Annotated in this window: 17 protein-coding genes; 15 read left to right on the top strand and 2 right to left on the bottom strand. The window is 50.3% G+C overall.

Going from position 1 to position 18,914, the window contains the following annotated elements; genetic code table 11:
• Position 1: 1 nt before the first annotated feature.
• Complete coding sequence (locus BMY11_RS04640) at positions 2–781, top strand: MBL fold metallo-hydrolase (protein WP_090573263.1); 780 nt, start codon at positions 2–4, stop codon at positions 779–781.
• Between the two features lie 458 nt (positions 782–1,239).
• A complete protein-coding gene (locus BMY11_RS04645) occupies positions 1,240–3,216 on the top strand; it encodes an endonuclease MutS2 (protein ID WP_090573264.1) in 1,977 nt (658 codons plus the stop codon).
• A 65-nt stretch (positions 3,217–3,281) separates the two neighbouring features.
• On the opposite strand, the gene BMY11_RS04650 is transcribed toward BMY11_RS04645, so the two are convergent.
• Entirely contained in the window at positions 3,282–3,926 is a 645-nt protein-coding gene (locus BMY11_RS04650) for a thiamine diphosphokinase (RefSeq protein WP_090573265.1), read from the bottom strand.
• A gap of 214 nt (positions 3,927–4,140) precedes the next feature.
• On the opposite strand from BMY11_RS04650, the gene BMY11_RS04655 reads away from it, so the two are divergent.
• Positions 4,141–4,824, top strand: a complete 684-nt coding sequence (locus BMY11_RS04655) for a trimeric intracellular cation channel family protein (RefSeq protein ID WP_090573539.1) — start codon at positions 4,141–4,143, stop codon at positions 4,822–4,824.
• Positions 4,817–5,299 carry a low molecular weight protein-tyrosine-phosphatase gene (locus BMY11_RS04660; RefSeq protein ID WP_090573266.1) on the top strand — a complete coding sequence of 161 codons (483 nt, stop codon included), beginning with the start codon at positions 4,817–4,819 and terminating at the stop codon, positions 5,297–5,299. The genes BMY11_RS04655 and BMY11_RS04660 overlap by 8 nt, the downstream gene beginning before the upstream one ends.
• A 66-nt stretch (positions 5,300–5,365) precedes the next feature.
• On the opposite strand, the gene BMY11_RS04665 is transcribed toward BMY11_RS04660, so the two are convergent.
• The gene (locus tag BMY11_RS04665) at positions 5,366–6,109 is read right to left on the bottom strand and encodes an alpha/beta hydrolase (RefSeq protein WP_090573267.1); all 744 of its coding nucleotides are present in this window, start codon (positions 6,107–6,109) and stop codon (positions 5,366–5,368) included.
• Positions 6,110–6,399: 290 nt separating this feature from the next.
• Here BMY11_RS04665 and pdhA point away from each other — a divergent pair, with 290 nt between their 5' ends.
• The 11 genes from pdhA (at position 6,400) to BMY11_RS04720 (ending at position 18,895) form a co-directional block, all read left to right on the top strand.
• A complete protein-coding gene (gene pdhA, locus BMY11_RS04670; RefSeq protein WP_090573268.1) occupies positions 6,400–7,467 on the top strand; it encodes a pyruvate dehydrogenase (acetyl-transferring) E1 component subunit alpha in 1,068 nt (355 codons plus the stop codon).
• Positions 7,468–7,509: 42 nt separating this feature from the next.
• Positions 7,510–8,487, top strand: a complete 978-nt coding sequence (locus tag BMY11_RS04675) for an alpha-ketoacid dehydrogenase subunit beta (protein WP_090573269.1) — start codon at positions 7,510–7,512, stop codon at positions 8,485–8,487.
• A 35-nt stretch (positions 8,488–8,522) separates the two neighbouring features.
• Positions 8,523–9,857, top strand: a complete 1,335-nt coding sequence (locus tag BMY11_RS04680) for a dihydrolipoamide acetyltransferase family protein (protein ID WP_090573270.1) — start codon at positions 8,523–8,525, stop codon at positions 9,855–9,857.
• 4 nt (positions 9,858–9,861) lie between these two features.
• Positions 9,862–11,277 (top strand): dihydrolipoyl dehydrogenase, encoded by a 1,416-nt coding sequence (lpdA, locus tag BMY11_RS04685; protein WP_090573271.1) that lies wholly within the window; start codon positions 9,862–9,864, stop codon positions 11,275–11,277.
• Between the two features lie 112 nt (positions 11,278–11,389).
• Positions 11,390–11,884, top strand: coding sequence for an acyl-CoA thioesterase (locus BMY11_RS04690; RefSeq protein ID WP_090573272.1), 495 nt, complete (start codon positions 11,390–11,392; stop codon positions 11,882–11,884).
• Between the two features lie 51 nt (positions 11,885–11,935).
• Positions 11,936–12,730: a thymidylate synthase gene (gene thyA / locus BMY11_RS04695; protein ID WP_090573273.1), complete on the top strand. Its 795-nt coding sequence runs from the start codon at positions 11,936–11,938 to the stop codon at positions 12,728–12,730.
• Positions 12,731–12,751: 21 nt separating this feature from the next.
• Positions 12,752–13,252: a dihydrofolate reductase gene (locus tag BMY11_RS04700; RefSeq protein WP_090573274.1), complete on the top strand. Its 501-nt coding sequence runs from the start codon at positions 12,752–12,754 to the stop codon at positions 13,250–13,252.
• A 203-nt stretch (positions 13,253–13,455) separates the two neighbouring features.
• Positions 13,456–14,943 (top strand): glutamate synthase subunit beta, encoded by a 1,488-nt coding sequence (locus tag BMY11_RS04705; protein ID WP_090573275.1) that lies wholly within the window; start codon positions 13,456–13,458, stop codon positions 14,941–14,943.
• 96 nt (positions 14,944–15,039) lie between these two features.
• The gene (locus tag BMY11_RS04710; protein WP_090573276.1) at positions 15,040–15,357 is read left to right on the top strand and encodes a hypothetical protein; all 318 of its coding nucleotides are present in this window, start codon (positions 15,040–15,042) and stop codon (positions 15,355–15,357) included.
• A 63-nt stretch (positions 15,358–15,420) separates the two neighbouring features.
• Positions 15,421–16,542 (top strand): glucosaminidase domain-containing protein, encoded by a 1,122-nt coding sequence (locus BMY11_RS04715; protein WP_090573277.1) that lies wholly within the window; start codon positions 15,421–15,423, stop codon positions 16,540–16,542.
• Positions 16,543–16,561: 19 nt separating this feature from the next.
• Positions 16,562–18,895 carry a type IA DNA topoisomerase gene (locus BMY11_RS04720; protein WP_090573278.1) on the top strand — a complete coding sequence of 778 codons (2,334 nt, stop codon included), beginning with the start codon at positions 16,562–16,564 and terminating at the stop codon, positions 18,893–18,895.
• Positions 18,896–18,914 lie beyond the last annotated feature (19 nt).

Below are 18,914 nucleotides of genomic sequence, written 5' to 3' on the forward strand. Positions count from 1 at the left end.
CATGACCCTATCTATCACCTTCTGGGGAACAGGTGATTCTATGGGGGTTCCACGCGTTTATTGCTCTTGTGCTGTCTGTGAAGAAGCGAGAGGAAGCGGGCTAAATCGCCGATTTCGCTCGCTCGTCCATTTGGCAGACGAAGAGTTCGGCACGATGCTCATCGACTGCGGTCCGGATTGGCGCAGCCAGATGGAGACGGCATCGCTTCGGCAGATCGATACGATGCTGATTACACATGCGCATTTCGACCACATTGGCGGACTGCCGGAGTGGGCGGATATGAATAGATGGCTTGGACGAAGAGGACGGGCGTATGCGATGCCTGATGTCATTGAAGCGATCAAGCGCCAATTCCCATGGATATCGAACCAAATTGATTTTCTTCCGATTGAAGGTTTGATGCAGTTTGGCGGATGGGAAGTGCTCTGCTGGCGCGTGAATCATGGCAAGAACGGACATGCTTATGCATTCCGTTTCAGCCATCTGGCTTCTGGCCGAGCGTTCGCGTACTGCTCGGATTCGATTGCGCTTCAAGGCGAGGAACTTGTGCCGCTCGCGGAGCTGGATCTGCTTATCATCGGAACGAGCTTCTACAAGGAACAGTTTCCGTTTGAGTCGAGATCGGTGTACGATGTGACAGAGGCGCTGGAGCTCATTCAGGAGCTTGGGCCAGGTAGAACCATGCTGACGCATATGTCGCATGATATTGATCTCGCACATCATTATGCGCTGCCAGAAGGTGTGACATTTGCTCGGACTGGTATGACTCTTATCGTATAATCATATGGATAGGCGATTGTCCGCTTGACTTCTGAGTGGCTGGAAAGCTATATTAAAAATAACTTTATGCAGTAAGGGGAAATTTTAATGCGGGTTATGGTTCTTAACTTCTAAATTGGATAAGACTTGGAGCCTCAAGTGCTTCAAGTGGCGTTTGGCAGAAACAACTTTTGTGTGTTGTTCTAAATTTGCGGTTTATCCGTAAGTTTATTTCATCGTGAAGTTGTCATGCTTACGCCGACCAATGAGTTAAGAACATGACAATTTCCGCCTGCTGGACGGTAAATTAGCGTGCTCTTGGAGCACGCTTTTTTCATTGTATTCAATCTGCCTGATCGCAGGTTGAGAGTCAATGGGGATTTTCCGTCAACTTGAGACAGGGATGGGAAGCGTGATGCGCTACTCATCCCTGTTTTTTTATGTTCACAATCTAATAGACGAAGGATGGATCATTAATCATGAATAACCGCACAATGACGAAATTAGAATTCGATAAAATTAAAGCGATGCTGCTTTCCTATACGGTCTCAGGTCCGGGAAAAGCACTCGCAGAGAGGCATGAGCCAAGCGCGCAAGCAGGCCAGGTTAGTGCGTGGTTGACGGAGACGGCAGAGGCTGTTCGATTGCTCGCAACCGGAGCAAGCGTGCCGATCTCGGCGATGGAGGGGATGGAAGCTTTCATGGCGCTGCTCGGCAAAGGCAAAATCTACTCCGAGCTCGAGCTTGGCAACCTAGCCGTATGGCTTACTTCAGTCGCACAGATGAAGAGGTACATGGCAAGCAAGCAGATGACAGCTCCAACGATTAGCAGCTACGCCGATTCGATGCATGACTGCCCAGAGCTATTGCAAGAACTTGACCGTTGCATTCGGCACGGTGTGCTGACCGATCAGGCATCGCCTGAATTAGGCGATATTCGCAGACATCTTGCTGCTGCAGAGGATCGGATTGAGCGCAAGTTGAACCAGCTGCTAGGCAAATACAAGTCTGCGCTGCAAGATCCACTAGTCAGTAAAAGGAATGGGCATTTCGTTCTTCCCGTGAAACGTGAGCTGCGCAAGCAAGTGCCGGGCACGGTTTGGGACGAATCGGCAAGCGGTCAGACATTGTTCGTTGAGCCGGTCGACGTTGCCGATCTTCAAGTAGAGTGGCAGATGTGGAAGTCAGAGGAGGAGCGGGAGCGCACGGCCATATTGTCACAACTGTCCGATCTCGCAGAGGAACAAGGCTATAAGCTGAAATGGAATGTTGAAGCGATGGCATCGTTTGATTTCATATTCGCTAGAGGGAAGCTGGGTCGTACTTATAATGGCATTGCAGCAGCAATCGCTGAGAAGCCTTATGTGCGGCTCGTTGGAGCTCGCCATCCACTGTTGGGAGAGAAGGCTGTGCCGCTTACCGTTGAAATCGGCGGCGATTGGCGCCAGCTTATTATCACTGGGCCTAATACAGGCGGCAAGACGGTCGCCCTCAAGACGATTGGATTGTTTGCGCTTATGACACAATCGGGCCTACTGATACCGGCACAGCCTGGTACTGAACTCGGCCTTTTCCAGTCGATTCAGGCCGATGTCGGCGACGGTCAGAGCATCGAGCAGTCGCTCAGCACGTTCTCCGCTCATATGGACTGCCTTAGCGAAATGCTTCGGAGTGCAAATGCAAGATCGCTTATTCTACTCGATGAGCTTGCAGCCGGAACGGACCCGGGCGAAGGCATTGCGCTCGCCATTGCTGTTCTTGAAGAGCTGCTCCAGCGGGGTTCGCTCGTCGCAGCCACGACACATTTTAACGAAATTAAACGATTCGCTGCTCGCACGAAAGGCTGTACGAATGCGCGGATGGCATTCGACGCAGAGACGTTGAAACCGATCTATCAGCTAGAAGTCGGCGAGGCAGGGGACAGTTATGCACTTGCCATTGCAAGACGGTTCGGCTTGCCGGAGAAGGTTGTTCAGCGTGCCGAAGAGCGGCTGAAGGCGACAGCGCGAGCTGCTGCCTCCGCTGCTGCGGGGGATTCGACAGAGGCCGAGGATGAGTTTGCACTAGAGGGAAAAGAGTGGAAGCTTGCTCCTGAGAGAGAGAACAAAGTAAAGCGTCCGAAAGCTCAATCGAATGAGGAGCCACAAGAAGGGGCTAAGAAACCTTTTGAAGTCGGAGATTGCGTATGGATCTATCCGCTGAAGCGAACCGGGATTGTCTATCAGCCAGCCAATGAACGTGGGGATGTCATCGTTCAAGTGCAGAAGACGAAGATGACCTTCAATCGCAAACGGCTGTCGCTCTATATTCCAAGCAAGCAGCTATATCCAGAAGGCGAATACGATATGGATATTGTGTTCGAATCCAAGGAGAACCGCAAAGTGCGTCATCAGATGAAACGGAAATATGTGCCGGGGCTTGCGATTGTCACACCTTCGGAGGAACAGGAGGGATAACGATAAACAAAACAGCCAGCTCCCACGCAATAGCGCGGTGGAACTGGCTGTTTCTCTATTTACAATTAGTCGCGACTCCCAATCACAAGCAACAGGCCATCTCGCAGTTCAATCGAACCTTGTTCACCAAGCAGCTTATTGCTAATTCCGAGCGATTGGCCGATTTCAAGCGTTGCCTCTTGTAACGGATACTGGAATCCAGTCAATGTGATGCCTGTCACTTGTTCAGTTAGAGGTAGCAGTGATATGTAAGTATAGCCTTTGTTAAGGACATTAAGTATTCCTGTAGATGCTAGCTGGATACAGTTATGCTCGTCAATAATCGCGGCGGATATGCCTTGTTGCTGAGCCATTCGAAGCAGATGCACATTCGCGAGCGAGTGATCGAAGCGAGTTCCGAGCGCGCCAACCATTATGATCTGCTGCGGATTTCGAGACAAGGCGAGACGCCAAGCAAGCTCCGTATCGGTGTAATCTTTATCAATCGGATCGTAATCAAGGGTTTCATCACTCATCTCGCGGATGAATGCAAGCTGTCCTTGCGTCACTGAGTCGAAATCGCCAAGCGAGATATTCGGTTCATACCCATTCTCTGCGAGGAAGAGCGCCCCCGCGTCCGCACCGATCAATAGATCGCCATCCTCAATTATATTGAGCGCCCATTTGCCCAGACGACCACCGGTAAAAATAACGATTCGTTTAAGCTCCATTTGCTTCACCTGCCAGCCTTTCAATCTAGAATCTACGTTACACTGATTTCGCTTTAGCCAGTATACTTCCGATTGCCATGCGTTGACTAGCTGATATTCGGTCATAATGAATGAAGGTAATGCTTGAAGTATACGAAGACCGCGGCTACAATGAGTAAGGATTATGAATCGGGGAGACACGCGGGGGCATCATGAGATGAATATTCAGATGGACATGGATATTTTCACGGTATTCAGCATTATAGGGACGATAGCGTTCGCCGTGAGTGGAGCCATCGTTGCGATGGAAGAAGAGTATGATATTTTGGGTGTGTACGTGCTTGGTCTAGTTACTGCTTTTGGCGGAGGGGTCATTCGAAATCTGCTCATAGGCGTTCCAATTCCGACGATATGGACACAGGGGATGCTGCTGAAGACAGCAGTCGTCGCTATGACAGTCGCATTTTTTCTACCAGTCAAATGGCTCAAAACGTGGAAGAAGAGTGAAGCGTTCTTCGATGCTATCGGGTTATCTGCCTTTGCCATTCAAGGGGCGCTGTATGCAACGGGTAAGTATCCACTTAGTGCTGTGATGGTGGCAGCGATGCTGACGGGGATTGGCGGCGGTATGATCCGTGATGTGCTGGCTGGGCGGAAGCCGCTTGTATTGAGGGACGAGATCTATGCCGTGTGGGCAATGGCGGCAGGTGCTGTCATCAGCTTAGGCTGGTTCCATACACCGGCGCAGCTGCTTATTTTGTTCGTGATCGTCATTGTTTTCCGCATGCTATCTGTTCACTATAACTGGCGCTTGCCGCGCCGGTCGTTGAAATATGCGCTAGCTCAATCCGTTCATACCGATGAGAAGAGAGCCGCCGCAGCAAATCAAGAGCAAGTCGAGAGGAATCAACATGATTAACGTATTGTTTGTATGTCTGGGCAACATTTGCCGCTCGCCGATGGCAGAAGCCGTATTTCGGCATCAATTGAAGGAAAAACATCTGGAGGATCGCATCACAGCTGATTCGGCCGGGACGGGCGATTGGCATCTTGGCAAGCCACCTCATGAAGGCACACGGAAGCTGCTTGACGAGTATGGCATCTCGTATTCAGGCATGCGTGCTAGACAGGTGCTCATACAGGATTATCAATCGTATGACTATATCATCTGTATGGACAGGAACAATGAGCGTGATGTGCGCCAGCTGTTCGGCAACAAGTCGGACGGTCATGCGAAGGTGTTTAAATTTATGGATTTATTGCCAGAGCAGGCGAGTAAGGATGTGCCGGACCCGTATTACACTGGTAATTTCGAAGAAGTGTATGGACTGGTATCCGAAGGCTGCGCGAGGCTGATTGAGCGAATCGGTGCGGAGCAAAGCGAGCTTACATAGACGTTGAAGTAGAAAAGGACCGTATTCCCGAGTTGGGAGTACGGTCCTCTTTCATTTCGTGCCAGCTTAAGCCTCTGCGTGCAAAAAAGTACGAAGAGCATCCGGGATATGCTGCTGCCAGAAGCCCCACACGTGATCGCCATTGTGCTCACTGTACGCGATACGAGCTCCTTTGCGCTCTAGTATCGCTCTCATCTCGCGGTTAATTGCCACGAAATCATAGACTGTATCACTATCGGATTTAAATGCAGTTTCTTGCAAGCCTACGATCATGAACAGAGATAGCTGACTAAGATCAGGAGCTATCTCGACGATTGCACGTGAAGCGGGATAAAAGGCGCCAGACAAGGAAATAACTTGATCGAACAAATCCGGATAGGAGAGTGCGATATGAAGACTTACAGTTCCGCCTAACGAATCGCCTGCAAGAATACGAGCGCTCTTCTCCCGTCTAGCTGGATACTTGGACTCGATATATAGAATAAGTTCATCTCCGAAGAAAGCGACATAACCCTTATGGCGATCACCATTCGGTGCATACTCTGCCGTACGGTGCGCGAGGTCGACCTCGACGCCTACTATAATGAACGGTTCGATTCCTTCATCGAGAATGAGCTGGTTCGCTGTAGTTGCTATACGTCCGAAGTTAAAGAATTGTTCGCCGTCCTGACAGTAGACGACAGGATAGCTGAGCAGCTCGTTGTAGCCCGGCGGCAGATAGATGCGTAGATTCCGCTGAACTTCCGGCAAATTTTGACTAGAAATAACATCCTTCACGATCGTTCTCTTCAAATAACGTGCATCAGTCATGAATAAAACTCCTTTGTCCTTGCATGGTTTGTACGTGTTGTGGGTAAACAAAAGGGAGGCGGTTCAATGCAGATTTTACAAGTGTTTCCTATTCTGCCTCAGTTGTATTATCCTGTACTAGTACATTGATAGTTCTGTTACATATACAATTTAGCAGGCTGATAGATGAAATGTTGCAAAATACAACGGTTTATACAGTTTTATGCTTTGACCATTTCGGTTAAACAGGTTTATAATCATTCTATAACAGAGATACTCGTTTTTTCAAATATTCAACTGAGGTGAACAATATGAGCAAGCTGCCTTACGAAGTTCAGACGGAGCCTGTAACTCCACTTTCTGTTCTGTCCCCAGAAGGAGAAATCGTCAATGAAGCGATGATGCCGAATTTGTCGGATGAGCAATTGAAAGAAATTATGTATCGTATGGTTTTCACACGCACATGGGATGAGCGTGCAGTTAACTTGGGAAGACAAGGACGTCTAGGATTCTACGCTCCTGTTTCCGGTCAAGAAGCTTCGATGGTCGGTAGTGAGTACGCCCTGAATAAAGATGATTTCGTTTGCCCGGGCTACCGTGATATGCCACAGATCGTATGGCACGGACTTCCGCTCTATCAAGCATTCCTATATTCCCGCGGTCACCAGCACGGCGGTCAAATTCCAGCAGATGTGCACGTATTGATGCCACAAATCATCATCGGCGCACAAATCTTGCACGCAACAGGCGTTGCAATGGCATTCAAGAAAAAAGGCGAGAAGCGCGTAGCGATCACTTATACAGGTGACGGCGGCTCTTCCGAGGGCGATTTCTACGAAGGCATGAACTTTGCCGGCGTGTTTAAGCTCCCAGTTATTTATGTAGTACAAAATAACGGCTATGCGATCACAACTCCTTACTCGAAGCAAACTGGCGCATTGTCCGTAGCTCATAAAGCAGTAGCTGCAGGTATCCGCGGCATTCAAATTGACGGCATGGACGTTCTTGCCGTTATTAAAGCAGTACAAGAAGCAGCAGAACGCGGCCGTAACGGCGAAGGCGCGACGCTGATCGAGATGCTGACTTACCGTTTCCGTCCGCATTCCATGGCGGATGACACTTCGAAGTACCGTACGAAGGACGAAGAAGCGGAGTGGGTGCTGAAAGATCCAATCACTCGTTTCGCGAAGTTCCTGGAGAAGAAAGGTCTGTGGACCGAGGAAGATACAGCTCGTGTGAAAGAAGAAGCGAAAGCGACTGTGAACGAGCACATCAAGAAAGCAGAACAAACAGAGAAAATGACAGTGAACGGCTTGATCGACTCCATGTTCGAACATACACCGGCACACCTGGAAGCGCAAAAAGCCGATTTTCAATAATGGGATGACAACGTAAAGCAAGCTAAGGAGGAACTCGCGACAATGGCTCAAATGAATATGAAAGAAGCGATCCGCGATGCAATGCGCGTGGAGCTGAAGAATGACCCGAACGTGTACGTCTTCGGTGAAGACGTCGGTAAGGTCGGCGGCGTATTCCGTGCGACTGAAGGACTTCAAGGAGAGTTCGGCGAAGACCGCGTATTTGATACGCCGCTTGCTGAATCTGCAATCGCAGGTATGGCAGTAGGTATGGGACTTCAAGGTTTCCGTCCAGTTGCGGAAATCCAATTCGTCGGCTTCATCTATGAAGCGATGGACCAAATGTTCATCCAAGCAGCGCGTATGCGTTACCGCTCTGGCGGCCGTTACAACTCGCCAATCGTATTCCGTACGCCTTTCGGCGGCGGCGTTAAAGCGGCTGAGCTGCACACGGATTCGCTCGAAGGCTTGGCAATCCAAACGCCTGGTATCAAGGTTATCGTGCCTTCCAACCCGTACGATGCGAAAGGTCTGCTTGTAGCGGCAATCCGCGACAACGACCCTGTATTCTTCATGGAGCACCTGAACTTGTACCATGCATTCCGTCAAGATGTGCCTGAAGAGGCGTACACAATCGAGATCGGTAAAGCGAACGTCGTTCGTGAAGGTTCCGATGTGACGATTATCGCTTACGGCCTGATGGTTCACACTGCGGTTAAAGCAGCTGAAGAGCTCGAGAAGAGCGGCGTGAAGGCTGAAGTTATCGACCTTCGTACGTTGCTTCCACTTGATATCGAGACAATCGTAACTTCGATTAAAAAAACAAACCGTGCGATCGTTGTGCAAGAAGCACAAAAAACGTCCGGTGCAGCAGCAGAAATCATTGCTCAAATCAACGAGAACGCGATTCTCCACCTGGAAGCGCCAGTACTCCGCGTAGCTGGTCCAGATACGGTGTATCCGTTCGCGCAAGTTGAAGATGCTTGGCTGCCAAATCCGGCACGGATTGTTAAGGCTGTTAATCAAGTGATGAACTTTTAATCATAGACATCAGGTTGTGAAGGAGGTCACGGAACGTGGCAAAATTCGAATATCGTTTCCCAGAGCTCGGCGAAGGACTGCATGAAGGCGAAATCGTCAAAATGCACATTACGCCTGGTGCTACGGTAACGGATGAAGATATTATCATGGAAGTGCAGAATGACAAGGCGATCGTAGAAGTTCCTTGTCCTGTAAACGGCAAAGTGCTTGAAGTGCTCGTGAAGGACGGTCAAGTATGCCACGTCGGCGATATCGTTGCGATTATCGACGCGGAGGGCGAACTTCCTGAGCAAGCGGCTCCAGCCGGTGACAGCCATAGCAATGCAGCTCCGGCTGCGGCAGCTCCAGCAGCGGCACCTGCGCCAGCACAAGCAGCGGCTCCGGCTGCACCTGCAGCTCCGGCAGCATCGCCAGCTCCTGCGAAAGCAGCTGGCGGTCTTGTACTTGCAACGCCAAGCGTGCGCAAATACGCTCGTGAGAAAGGCGTAGATATTTCAACAGTTGCGGGCTCGGGCAAGAACGGCCGCATCACTCGTGAAGATATCAACGCATTCGCAGCAGGCGGCGGCTCAGCGGCACTTGCAGCAGCAGGCGCAGCGGTTGAAGCACCGGCAGCAAGCGAAGCGAAAGCTAGTGCTCCAGCAACAACTGTGCAAGTTGCCCACGACCGCGTTGAAGAGCGCGTACCGTTCAAAGGCATCCGCAAAGCGATTGCGAACGCAATGGTGAAGTCGATGTACACGGCTCCTCACGTTACAATTATGGACGAAGTTGATGTAACGGCACTTGTTGAGCTTCGTACGAAAGCGAAGCCTCTTGCAGAGAAGAAAGGCGTTAAGCTGACTTACCTGCCATTCATCGTGAAAGCACTCGTAGCGGCATGCCGTCAGTTCCCGATCATGAATGCGATGCTCGATGAAGAGAAGCAAGAGATCGTCTACAAGAAGTTCTACAACATCGGTATCGCTACAGATACAGACAACGGCTTGATCGTTCCTGTTATCCACGATGCTGACCGTAAGAATGTGTGGATGGTAGCTGATTCCATTAAAGACTTGGCTACACGCGGCCGCGACGGCAAGCTGACGCCAGCTGAAATGAAGGGCAGCACAATTAGCATTACGAACATCGGTTCCGCAGGCGGGATGTTCTTTACACCAGTTATCAACTTCCCTGAAGTTGCGATTCTGGGTACTGGCCGTATATCCGAGAAGCCGGTTGTGAAGAATGGACAAATCGTCGCTGCTTCCGTAATGGCTCTTTCCCTGAGTTTTGACCACCGCCTCATCGACGGCGCAACAGCTCAAAACTTCATGAACTACATTAAACAGCTGCTTGCTGATCCGCAATTACTTGTAATGGAGGTCTAAAACGATGGTAGTAGGAGATGCTTCTCTAGATATTGATTTGCTCGTTATCGGCGCAGGCCCTGGTGGCTATGTGGCAGCAATTCGTGCCGCACAGCTTGGTCAAAGCGTGCTCGTTGTAGATAAACAATATGTTGGCGGTGTGTGCTTGAACGTAGGCTGCATCCCTTCCAAGGCGCTAATTTCCGCGTCGCACCAATATGAATCCATTGGCCACGCATCTTCCTTCGGTATCACGGCATCCGATGTGAAAGTGGAATGGAGCAAAGTGCAGGAGTTCAAGAACGGCGTCGTTAAGAAATTGACTGGCGGCGTTGGCGCCCTGCTCAAAGCAAATAAGATCCAATTCTTCAGCGGCGAAGTGATGTTCATTAACGAGAACGAAGCTCGTGTATTCAATGAACAAGAAGCACCTCGTTACCGCTTCAAGAACTGCATTATCGCAACTGGCTCGCGTCCAATCGAGCTGAAAGCATTCCCGTACAGCGGCCGCATCGTGTCTTCGACAGAAGCACTTAGCCTGCCTGAAATTCCGAAGAGCCTCGTCGTTATCGGCGGCGGCTACATCGGTGTAGAGCTTGGCCAAATGTACGCTCGCTTCGGCACGCAAGTTACTGTAGTTGAAGGCTCGGATTCGATCCTTCCCGGCTTCGACAGCGACATGTCTGCACTCGTAGCGAAGAAGCTGAAAGCGTCCAAAGCGGAAATCGTAACTGGCGCACAAGCGAAGAGCGCTGTTCAAACAGAGAATGACGTTACTGTAACATACACCGTTAATGGCGAAGATAAGACAGTAACAGCAGATTACCTGCTCGTTACGGTTGGCCGTCGTCCGAATACGGATGGTGAGCTTGGCCTTGATATGATCGGCGTAAAAATGACTGACCGTGGCATGATCGAGGTTGATGAGCAATGCCGCACTAGCATTCCACACATCTTCGCAATCGGCGACATCGTTGCAGGCCCAGCGCTTGCGCACAAAGCGATGTACGAAGGTCGCGTTGCTGCTGAAGCGATTGCGGGACAACCAAGCAAGATCGACTACAAGTGCATTCCACTTGTGGTCTTCTCCGATCCAGAGCTCTCGAGCGTAGGCTACAGCGAGAAGGAAGCGAAGGAGAAAGGCTACAACGTGAAGGTTGGCAAGTTCCCGTTCAACATCAACGGACGCGCGTTGTCCCTTGGCGCGAACGAAGGCTTCGTGAAAATCATTGCGGATGCGGATAACGGTCTTGTGCTTGGTGCGCAAATCGCTGGTATCGAAGCTTCTAACATGATCGCAGAGCTTGGTCTTGCGATTGAAATGGGCGCAACACTTGAAGATATCGCCCTGACGATTCATGCTCACCCAACGCTTGGCGAGATCGTACTTGACGCAGCTGAAGTTGCGCTAGGTCACCCGATCCACGCAATCTCCAAATAATAAGCTTCATTTGATACAAGAAGAGGTCGCGCCGCAGCTCACTGCAGCGGGCCTCTTTTCTACATAAATTACTCTTCTTCTCATTCATTCTATAGCAAGGTGGTGCAGCTACATGTCAACAGATACAGGCAGCAAATTCACGAGTGAATCGAGATCGACGATGATGCAGCTTATTTTCCCGCTCGATACGAATTATCATGGTACGATGTTCGGCGGTAAGGTGATGGAGTACATGGACAAAATCGCTGCGATTGCAAGTATGCGCCATGCACGCGGTCCTGTCGTGACAGCGTCGACGGACAGCCTTGATTTTGTTGCACCGATAAAGGTTGGCGATATGATTGATGTTGAAGCATTCGTAACCTGGACGCATAAGAGCTCGATGGAGATCTACGTTAAAGTACAAACGGAGAATGTGTATACAGGCGAGCGGAAAACGGCAGTCACTGCATTCTTCACCTTTGTTGCGCTTGATGAGAAGGGGAAGCCGACTAGAGTCCGAGCAATCGTCCCAGAGACCGAAGAAGAGAAGCAGCTTCATGCGTCTGCGCCTGATCGCTACGAACTACGAATGCAGCGAAAACAGGACAGACAAAAGGGCAAATAAATGGTATAATCTTGGGATAGGTATTGTTAAGAGGAAGGGGTTTGACGTCAAGTGAGAGCTTATCTAGACTTGCTTCGCGATGTGCTTGAGAACGGTGTTGAGAAAGAAGACCGGACGGGGACTGGGACGAAGTCCGTGTTCGGGCGCCAGCTTCGGTTCGATTTAAGCAAAGGCTTCCCTCTCGTTACGACGAAGCGAGTGCATATGAAATCCATTATTCATGAGCTGCTCTGGTTCTTGAAAGGCGATACGAACGTGCGTTATCTGCAGGAGAACGGCGTTCGGATTTGGAATGAATGGGCCGACGAGAACGGCGACCTCGGTCCTGTGTATGGCTCGCAGTGGCGCGCTTGGGAGACGTCGGATGGCCGCAAGATTGATCAAATCACAGCTGTTGTCGATTCGATCAAGCGCAATCCCGATTCCCGTCGCCATATCGTTAGCGCATGGAACGTTTCGGAGATCGATAATATGAAGCTGCCGCCGTGCCACTTCGTATTCCAATTCTATGTCGCGGGTGGCAAGCTGTCCTGCATGCTGACGATGCGCTCCTCGGATACATTCCTTGGCCTGCCGTTCAACATTGCACAGTATGCTCTTCTAACGCATATGATTGCACAGCAATGTGATTTGGAAGTCGGCGAGTTTATTTATTCCGGCGCAGATGTTCATATATACAGCAATCATATTGAACAGGTCGAGCTTCAGCTGACGCGTGAGCCGTTCCCATTGCCAACTCTTCATATTAAAAGGAAACCGGACTCGATCTTTGATTACGAATACGATGATTTCGAGATCGTAAACTATCAGCATCATCCAACGATCAAAGCGGAAGTCGCGATCTAAGAAGGGACCGAGTTCTCGAACATGACAATTACGATGATCGCCGCAATGGCACAGGGTAGAGTTATTGGTGTTGATAATGGAATGCCGTGGCATCTGCCTGCCGAAATGGCTCATTTTCGCCGTTCGACTCTTGGCCGGACGGTCATTATGGGGCGCAAAACGTTTGAATCATTCGGATCGCGTCCGCTTCCGAAACGTCGAAATATTATTTTGACGCGGAGTCATGACTTTGCGCCGGAAGGCTGTGAAGTTGTTCACTCGATTGAAGAGGCCCTTACGAAGTATAGCGCCGATTCTGGGAATAACGATGAGCTGATGGTTATAGGCGGGACGGAGATTTATAAGCAGTTCCTTCCATATGCAGACAAGCTGCTGTTGACTGAGGTGGAAGCGGATGTCGCAGGTGATGCGCATTTCCCGGAATTTTCCTTAGGTGAGTGGTCTGTTATGAGCCGTGAGCCATATGCAAAAGATGAGAAAAATGCATATGACTTCGAGATCGTAACGTATGTAAGGAATTGAAATGCCGTACAATATGTGATAAAGTGCAAATGATTGTACGGAAAATCCATTTATAGTGATGAGCCTGCTTGCTACGATAATGAGAATAGTTAATCAGGTTTATAATGGGAAAGTTTGATATTGAATAATAGACTGATTCCCGATATAGTTTTAGAGAGATATGCAACATTCGGAATGGGAAAATGGATGGAGGAAAAGCAGTCATGTCTACACCTACAGGTTTTATGGACTACAAACGCGAGCTGCCGGCAGATCGCGATCCGCTTGAACGGATTAAGGATTGGGAAGAATTTCATAAACATTTTAGCGATGATCAATTGAGAACCCAAGGCGCGCGCTGCATGGATTGCGGAACGCCTTATTGTCATACAGGTATGGAATTGTCGGGCGGTGCTTCCGGCTGTCCAGTGAATAACCTCATTCCGGAATGGAATAACTTGATCTACCGCGGCCTATGGCGTGAAGCGCTGGATCGTTTGCACAAAACGAACAATTTCCCTGAATTTACAGGTCGTGTTTGCCCGGCACCGTGCGAAGGCTCTTGTACAATCGCTCTGATCGGCGATGCGGTTACTATTAAGACGATCGAACAGTCGATTATCGACAAAGGCTTCGAGGAAGGCTGGGTTGTACCACAGCCGCCGCTAATGCGTACAGGCAAGAAGGTTGCAGTTGTTGGCTCCGGTCCCGCTGGCATGGCTACTGCTGCACAATTGAACAAAGCTGGTCACACAGTAACGGTTTACGAGCGTGCAGACCGCATTGGTGGCTTGCTGACATACGGTATTCCGACGATGAAGCTCGATAAGAAAGTCGTTCAACGCCGCGTTGACCTGATGGAAGCGGAAGGCATTAGCTTCGTTACGAATGCTGAAGTTGGCGGCAACGTGCCTGCTGAGCAGCTGATGAATGAGTTCGACGCAATCGTTCTTTGTGGCGGTGCGACGAAAGCTCGCGAAGTGGATATTCCAGGCCGTGACCTGAATGGTGTTCATCTTGCTATGGACTACTTGAACGGTACAATTAAGAGCTACCTTGACTCCAATTTGGAAGATGGCAACTATATTTCGGCAAAAGATAAAGACGTCATCGTTATCGGCGGCGGCGACACAGGTACAGACTGCGTAGCAACAGCGCTTCGTCACGGCTGTAAGTCGATTACACAATTCGGTACAGTGGGCAAAGCTCCGCTCGTGCGTGATAACGAAAAGAATCCTTGGCCGCAATTCCCGAACGTGTACACGCTTGATTACGCTCAAGAAGAGGCGAAAGCTCTGTACGGTGCTGACCCTCGTGCATTCTCCGTGCTGACGAAGAAATTCGTAGGCGACGAGAATGGCAACTTGAAAGAGCTGCATACGGTCCAAATTGAGCGTACAGTTGATGAAACTGGTCGTAGAATTTATACCGAAATTCCAGGTACAGAGAAAGTATGGCCAGCTGATCTCGTTATGATTGCAGTTGGCTTCGACGGACCTGAGCAAACTTTGGTTCAGAAGCTTGGTCTTGAAACTGACCGCCGTTCGAATGTGAAAGCGGCATACGGTCAATACAAGACTAGCGTAGACAAAGTATTCGCTGCAGGCGACATGCGCCGTGGACAAAGCTTGGTAGTTTGGGCAATCAACGAAGGCCGCGAAGCTGCTCGCGAAGTGGACCGCTACTTGATGGGAACAACCATGCTGCCATAAGATTAAGCTGCATAAGTAACGGCTGATTACAAAAGCGCCTTCGGGCGCTTTTTCTTTCTTTTTAGCGAATAGATAAAGAGGAGTGTTGGTGGAGATATGATTCAGTATGGAGCGGATACAATAACACAGCTGCGATTTCTGTCCTTTAAGCCGCGGTTAGAGCGCCGTAACAACCAGTGGGTTGACATCGTGATGCGTGCGGAAGTTGCTGAGGAGACACCTGTACCAGAAGGCTTGATTGAAATGTCGATCTATGTCATTTGTACGCTTAGCGGTGCCATCGCGCAGATCGTTCCGCTTGACGAGGATTGCGACTGCGAGTTTCAGTTCACATCAGACGAGAAGGAACAGATTCGCGCTTACATCGAGAGTGAAGAAATTCAGTCTCAAATTGCGAAACTAGCACTCTCTTAACGCTAGCGGTTTGTGGTAAAATGTACCTGATTGTATTGCTGCGATCAGGAGGATGATGGCCACGTGACAGGACTAGCTGCAGGTGTGCTCACACGGACAGATATTCATAATATCCGCCATTATGTTCAGTATAAATATGGCGACTTGCCAAGTGAGCGGCGTGCAGAGATCGTCGCTGACGCGATGCAGCGTGTTGTACAGCGGCAATTGCCGGATTTCCCGGCTGCGTACAAACGTCAGATTAGCACAGAGCTGCTAAGAAGCATTGCAACTGGCAAACAAATGCCTATTCAAGAGAAGCATATATTTGAAGCCTGTCTCTCACTTTCATTCGAAGACGAACCGGAGCTTCTTGCGGTGCTACAAGTTTGGACGGAGCGTTGTCTTGGTGTGAAGCTAGAGCGGGACGTATTTCGAGGCATTGTCGATGAGGCCAAGCATATCATAAGCAATCCATTGCTTAATATGGAAGCTTGGGATGCTGTTATTGGAGCAGCAGCTGCTAGAGCTGAGAATAGCGGATTACTGGCAGAAGTGATCGAGTTGACGCATACGCACACGATGAACACAGGGCTGAGGGGCAAATCCCGCCAATTTCTAATGATGGCAGTGCTGCTTGTTGCTGCTATCCTTAGCTATTATGCATCGTATTCGTTGCCGTTTTTTGATTCTGAGGCAAAGCAACCGATGAAACCGATCTCGGTAGAGATTAAGGCTAAGCAGCCGGAAATAAAGCAGCTGCAAGACGGTCTTCCCAAGGAGCTTCGATATATCGAGGTTGACCAAACGAAGCTCGTCCAATTTCTGAGGAAGAAATCATCACTTCTTGCAGAAGAACCGTACTTAAGTGCAATACTAAGTGCGGCTAAGGCGAATAATATTCACCCACTGCTGCTGTTTGCCATCACAGGGCAGGAGCAAGCTTTTGTACCCAAAACCTCGAAGAATGCCCGCGATATCGCGAACAATCCGTTTAATGTGTTCCATAGCTGGCAGGAGTTTAATACAACAATCGCGGATTCGGCGAGAATCGCATGTAAAACCATTAATCGGATCAGTGCCGATCGACCAGCAAATAACGACGCCTTCGTATGGCTGAATATGGAATATGCGGAGGATCCAAACTGGTCAAACGGTGTGAGCAGTATAATGGATACGATGGTTCGCCAAATTATGATTGAATGAACGGTAAAGAGGCGATTGTTTGAAGACGTTAATTATTGCAGAGAAACCCGATATGGGCCGGACAATTGCTGCTGTAGTAGAACCGCGAGCACAGAATAAACGATCGTATCTGGAAGGCGAGAACTATATCATCACTTGGGCGATCGGACATTTAGTCAGTCTCGCTGAGCCGGATCAGTACGATCCGAAATATAAACGGTGGAATGCAGAGGACTTGCCGATCATTCCGGACCGTTTCAAGCTGTGGCCGAACGCGCGCACGAAGGATCAGCTGACGATGATTGCAGAGCTCTCGAAGCGCTGCAACCGTTTAGTCAATGCATGCGATGCGGGGCGCGAGGGACAGCTTATTTTTCATTTGATTAGGCAGTATTTGAAGATGCCGCAGCCGACGGACAGGCTGTGGATTTCCGACTTGACGCCGGAGACGATACGCCGTGGGTTCGATTCGCTGCGCAGCGATCAAGATTATGACCCCCTCACACGTGCTGCACGAGCGCGCAGTGAAGCGGATTGGCTCGTAGGCATGAATGCATCGAGAGCGTTCACGATTCGTCATAAGACGCTGCTATCCGTCGGGCGGGTTCAAACTCCGGTACTGGCACTGCTTTATGATCGTCATAAAGAAATTACGGCTTTCGATAGTGAGACATATTTTGTCGTGCAGGCGACATTCAGCCAAGAGGACTTCATCTATAAAGGCGCTTGGCAGGGTGATCGAATTACGAAGCGAGAGCAAGCAGATCAGCTGGCAGCTAAGGTTGCGAACAAGCCGGCGAAGATCATTAGCTATACGGTGAATGAATCGAAGGAATATCCGTATCGGCTGTACGATCTGACGCTGCTGCAGCGCGAAGCAAATGGGAGATTCGGCTATCCGGCGAAGAAGACACTGGATATCGCGCAAGCGCTGTATGAGAAGCATAAGGTGATTACATATCCGCGGACAAGCTCTAACTATGTGACGGAAGAAAATATCCCAGTCATGGGTAATGTTCTTAACATGCTTAAACAAACTCCTTATGCAGATTTGGCTAATGGCGCGGATCGGAGCAGAGTGCATAAAGGGAATAAAGCTGTGTGTAATCCGGCAAAAGTAGAGGATCACCATGCGATTCTGCCGACGCCGAAGCGTCCAGGTGCTCTAAGCAAGGAAGAGCAGAGCATTTATGACATGATCGTGCGACGTTTCCTGTCGCATTACTATCCGCCTGCGGTATACAACAACCATGATGTACTGACAGAGGTCGAAGGTGAGCAGTTCCGTACACGAGCGAAGGAACAGCTCGAAGCTGGCTGGCGGGTTGTGCTGAGCGGCGCAGACGATGGGGATACAGGGGCTAAGAGCAAAGGCAAAGGGAAGAAGAAGACGGATGACGGCGCAGATGATGGCGATGATGAGCTCGTCGAGACAGATCGGCCGTTCTCTGTGAAGCAAGGTGAACCGGTCCACTGTGACGCTGCAGAGGCGCTGGAGAAAGCAACTACTCCGCCGAAAGCATTCACTGAGGGAACGCTGCTCAAGGCGATGGAGAGCGCGGGCAAGGCCATCGAGGACGAAGAGCTGCGAGATGCAATGAAGCAGACGGGACTTGGCACGCCAGCGACGCGAGCTGCGACCATTGAGCGGCTGAAGCAAGTCGGCTATATCACGACCGCAGGGAAACGGCTAGATATTACGACGAAGGGCTGCGCTGCGATTGAGCTAATCCGCGGTGCTGGCGTCGAGCTGCTTGCTTCGCCGGAGATGACAGGCAGATGGGAGCAGCGGCTCCATCAGATCTCGCGAGGCGAAGCATCCGATGAGCAGTTCATTGCGAAGGTGAAGCAGTTTGCCGAGATGATCGTCGGCAAAGTGAAGCTGCAGCGTCCTGCGGCGGCAAGCGTCTTCGCGGAGTCTGAGTCCGCAAGAGGCGGCTCGAAGAGCGCCAAAGGCAAGGGACGAGGCGCAGCGAAGTCAAGCGAAGCAGGAGAAAAGAAGCCGCGCTCCTCGCCTGGCAAGGAGAAGACGAGCAAAGCGACGGCTTCCGCTCCTACAAGCAAGTCAGCGACAGCAGCTTCTCCGAGCAGCGGGCCGACAGTGATTGCTCCGTGCCCTAGACCGGGGTGTGGCGGCGAGATCGTCGAAGGCAAACGAGGCTATGGCTGTATGAAGTTCCGCGAAGGCTGCAAGTTTGTCATCTGGAAGGAACACCAGGGTAAGAAGGTGACAGCGGCGATGGCGAAGGCACTTGCGGTGAACGGAGAGACACGTAAGTCGACGTTCAAGCTCGAAGACGGAGAGAGTGTTTCTGGAAAGCTGATTCTAGTTGACTCATCGTCTGGCGACGTGCAATTTCAGCCTGCTCAATAGCGATTCTAGCATGGGGGAG

Source organism: Paenibacillus sp. OV219 (assembly GCF_900110075.1).
GTDB lineage: Bacteria > Bacillota > Bacilli > Paenibacillales > Paenibacillaceae > Paenibacillus_Z.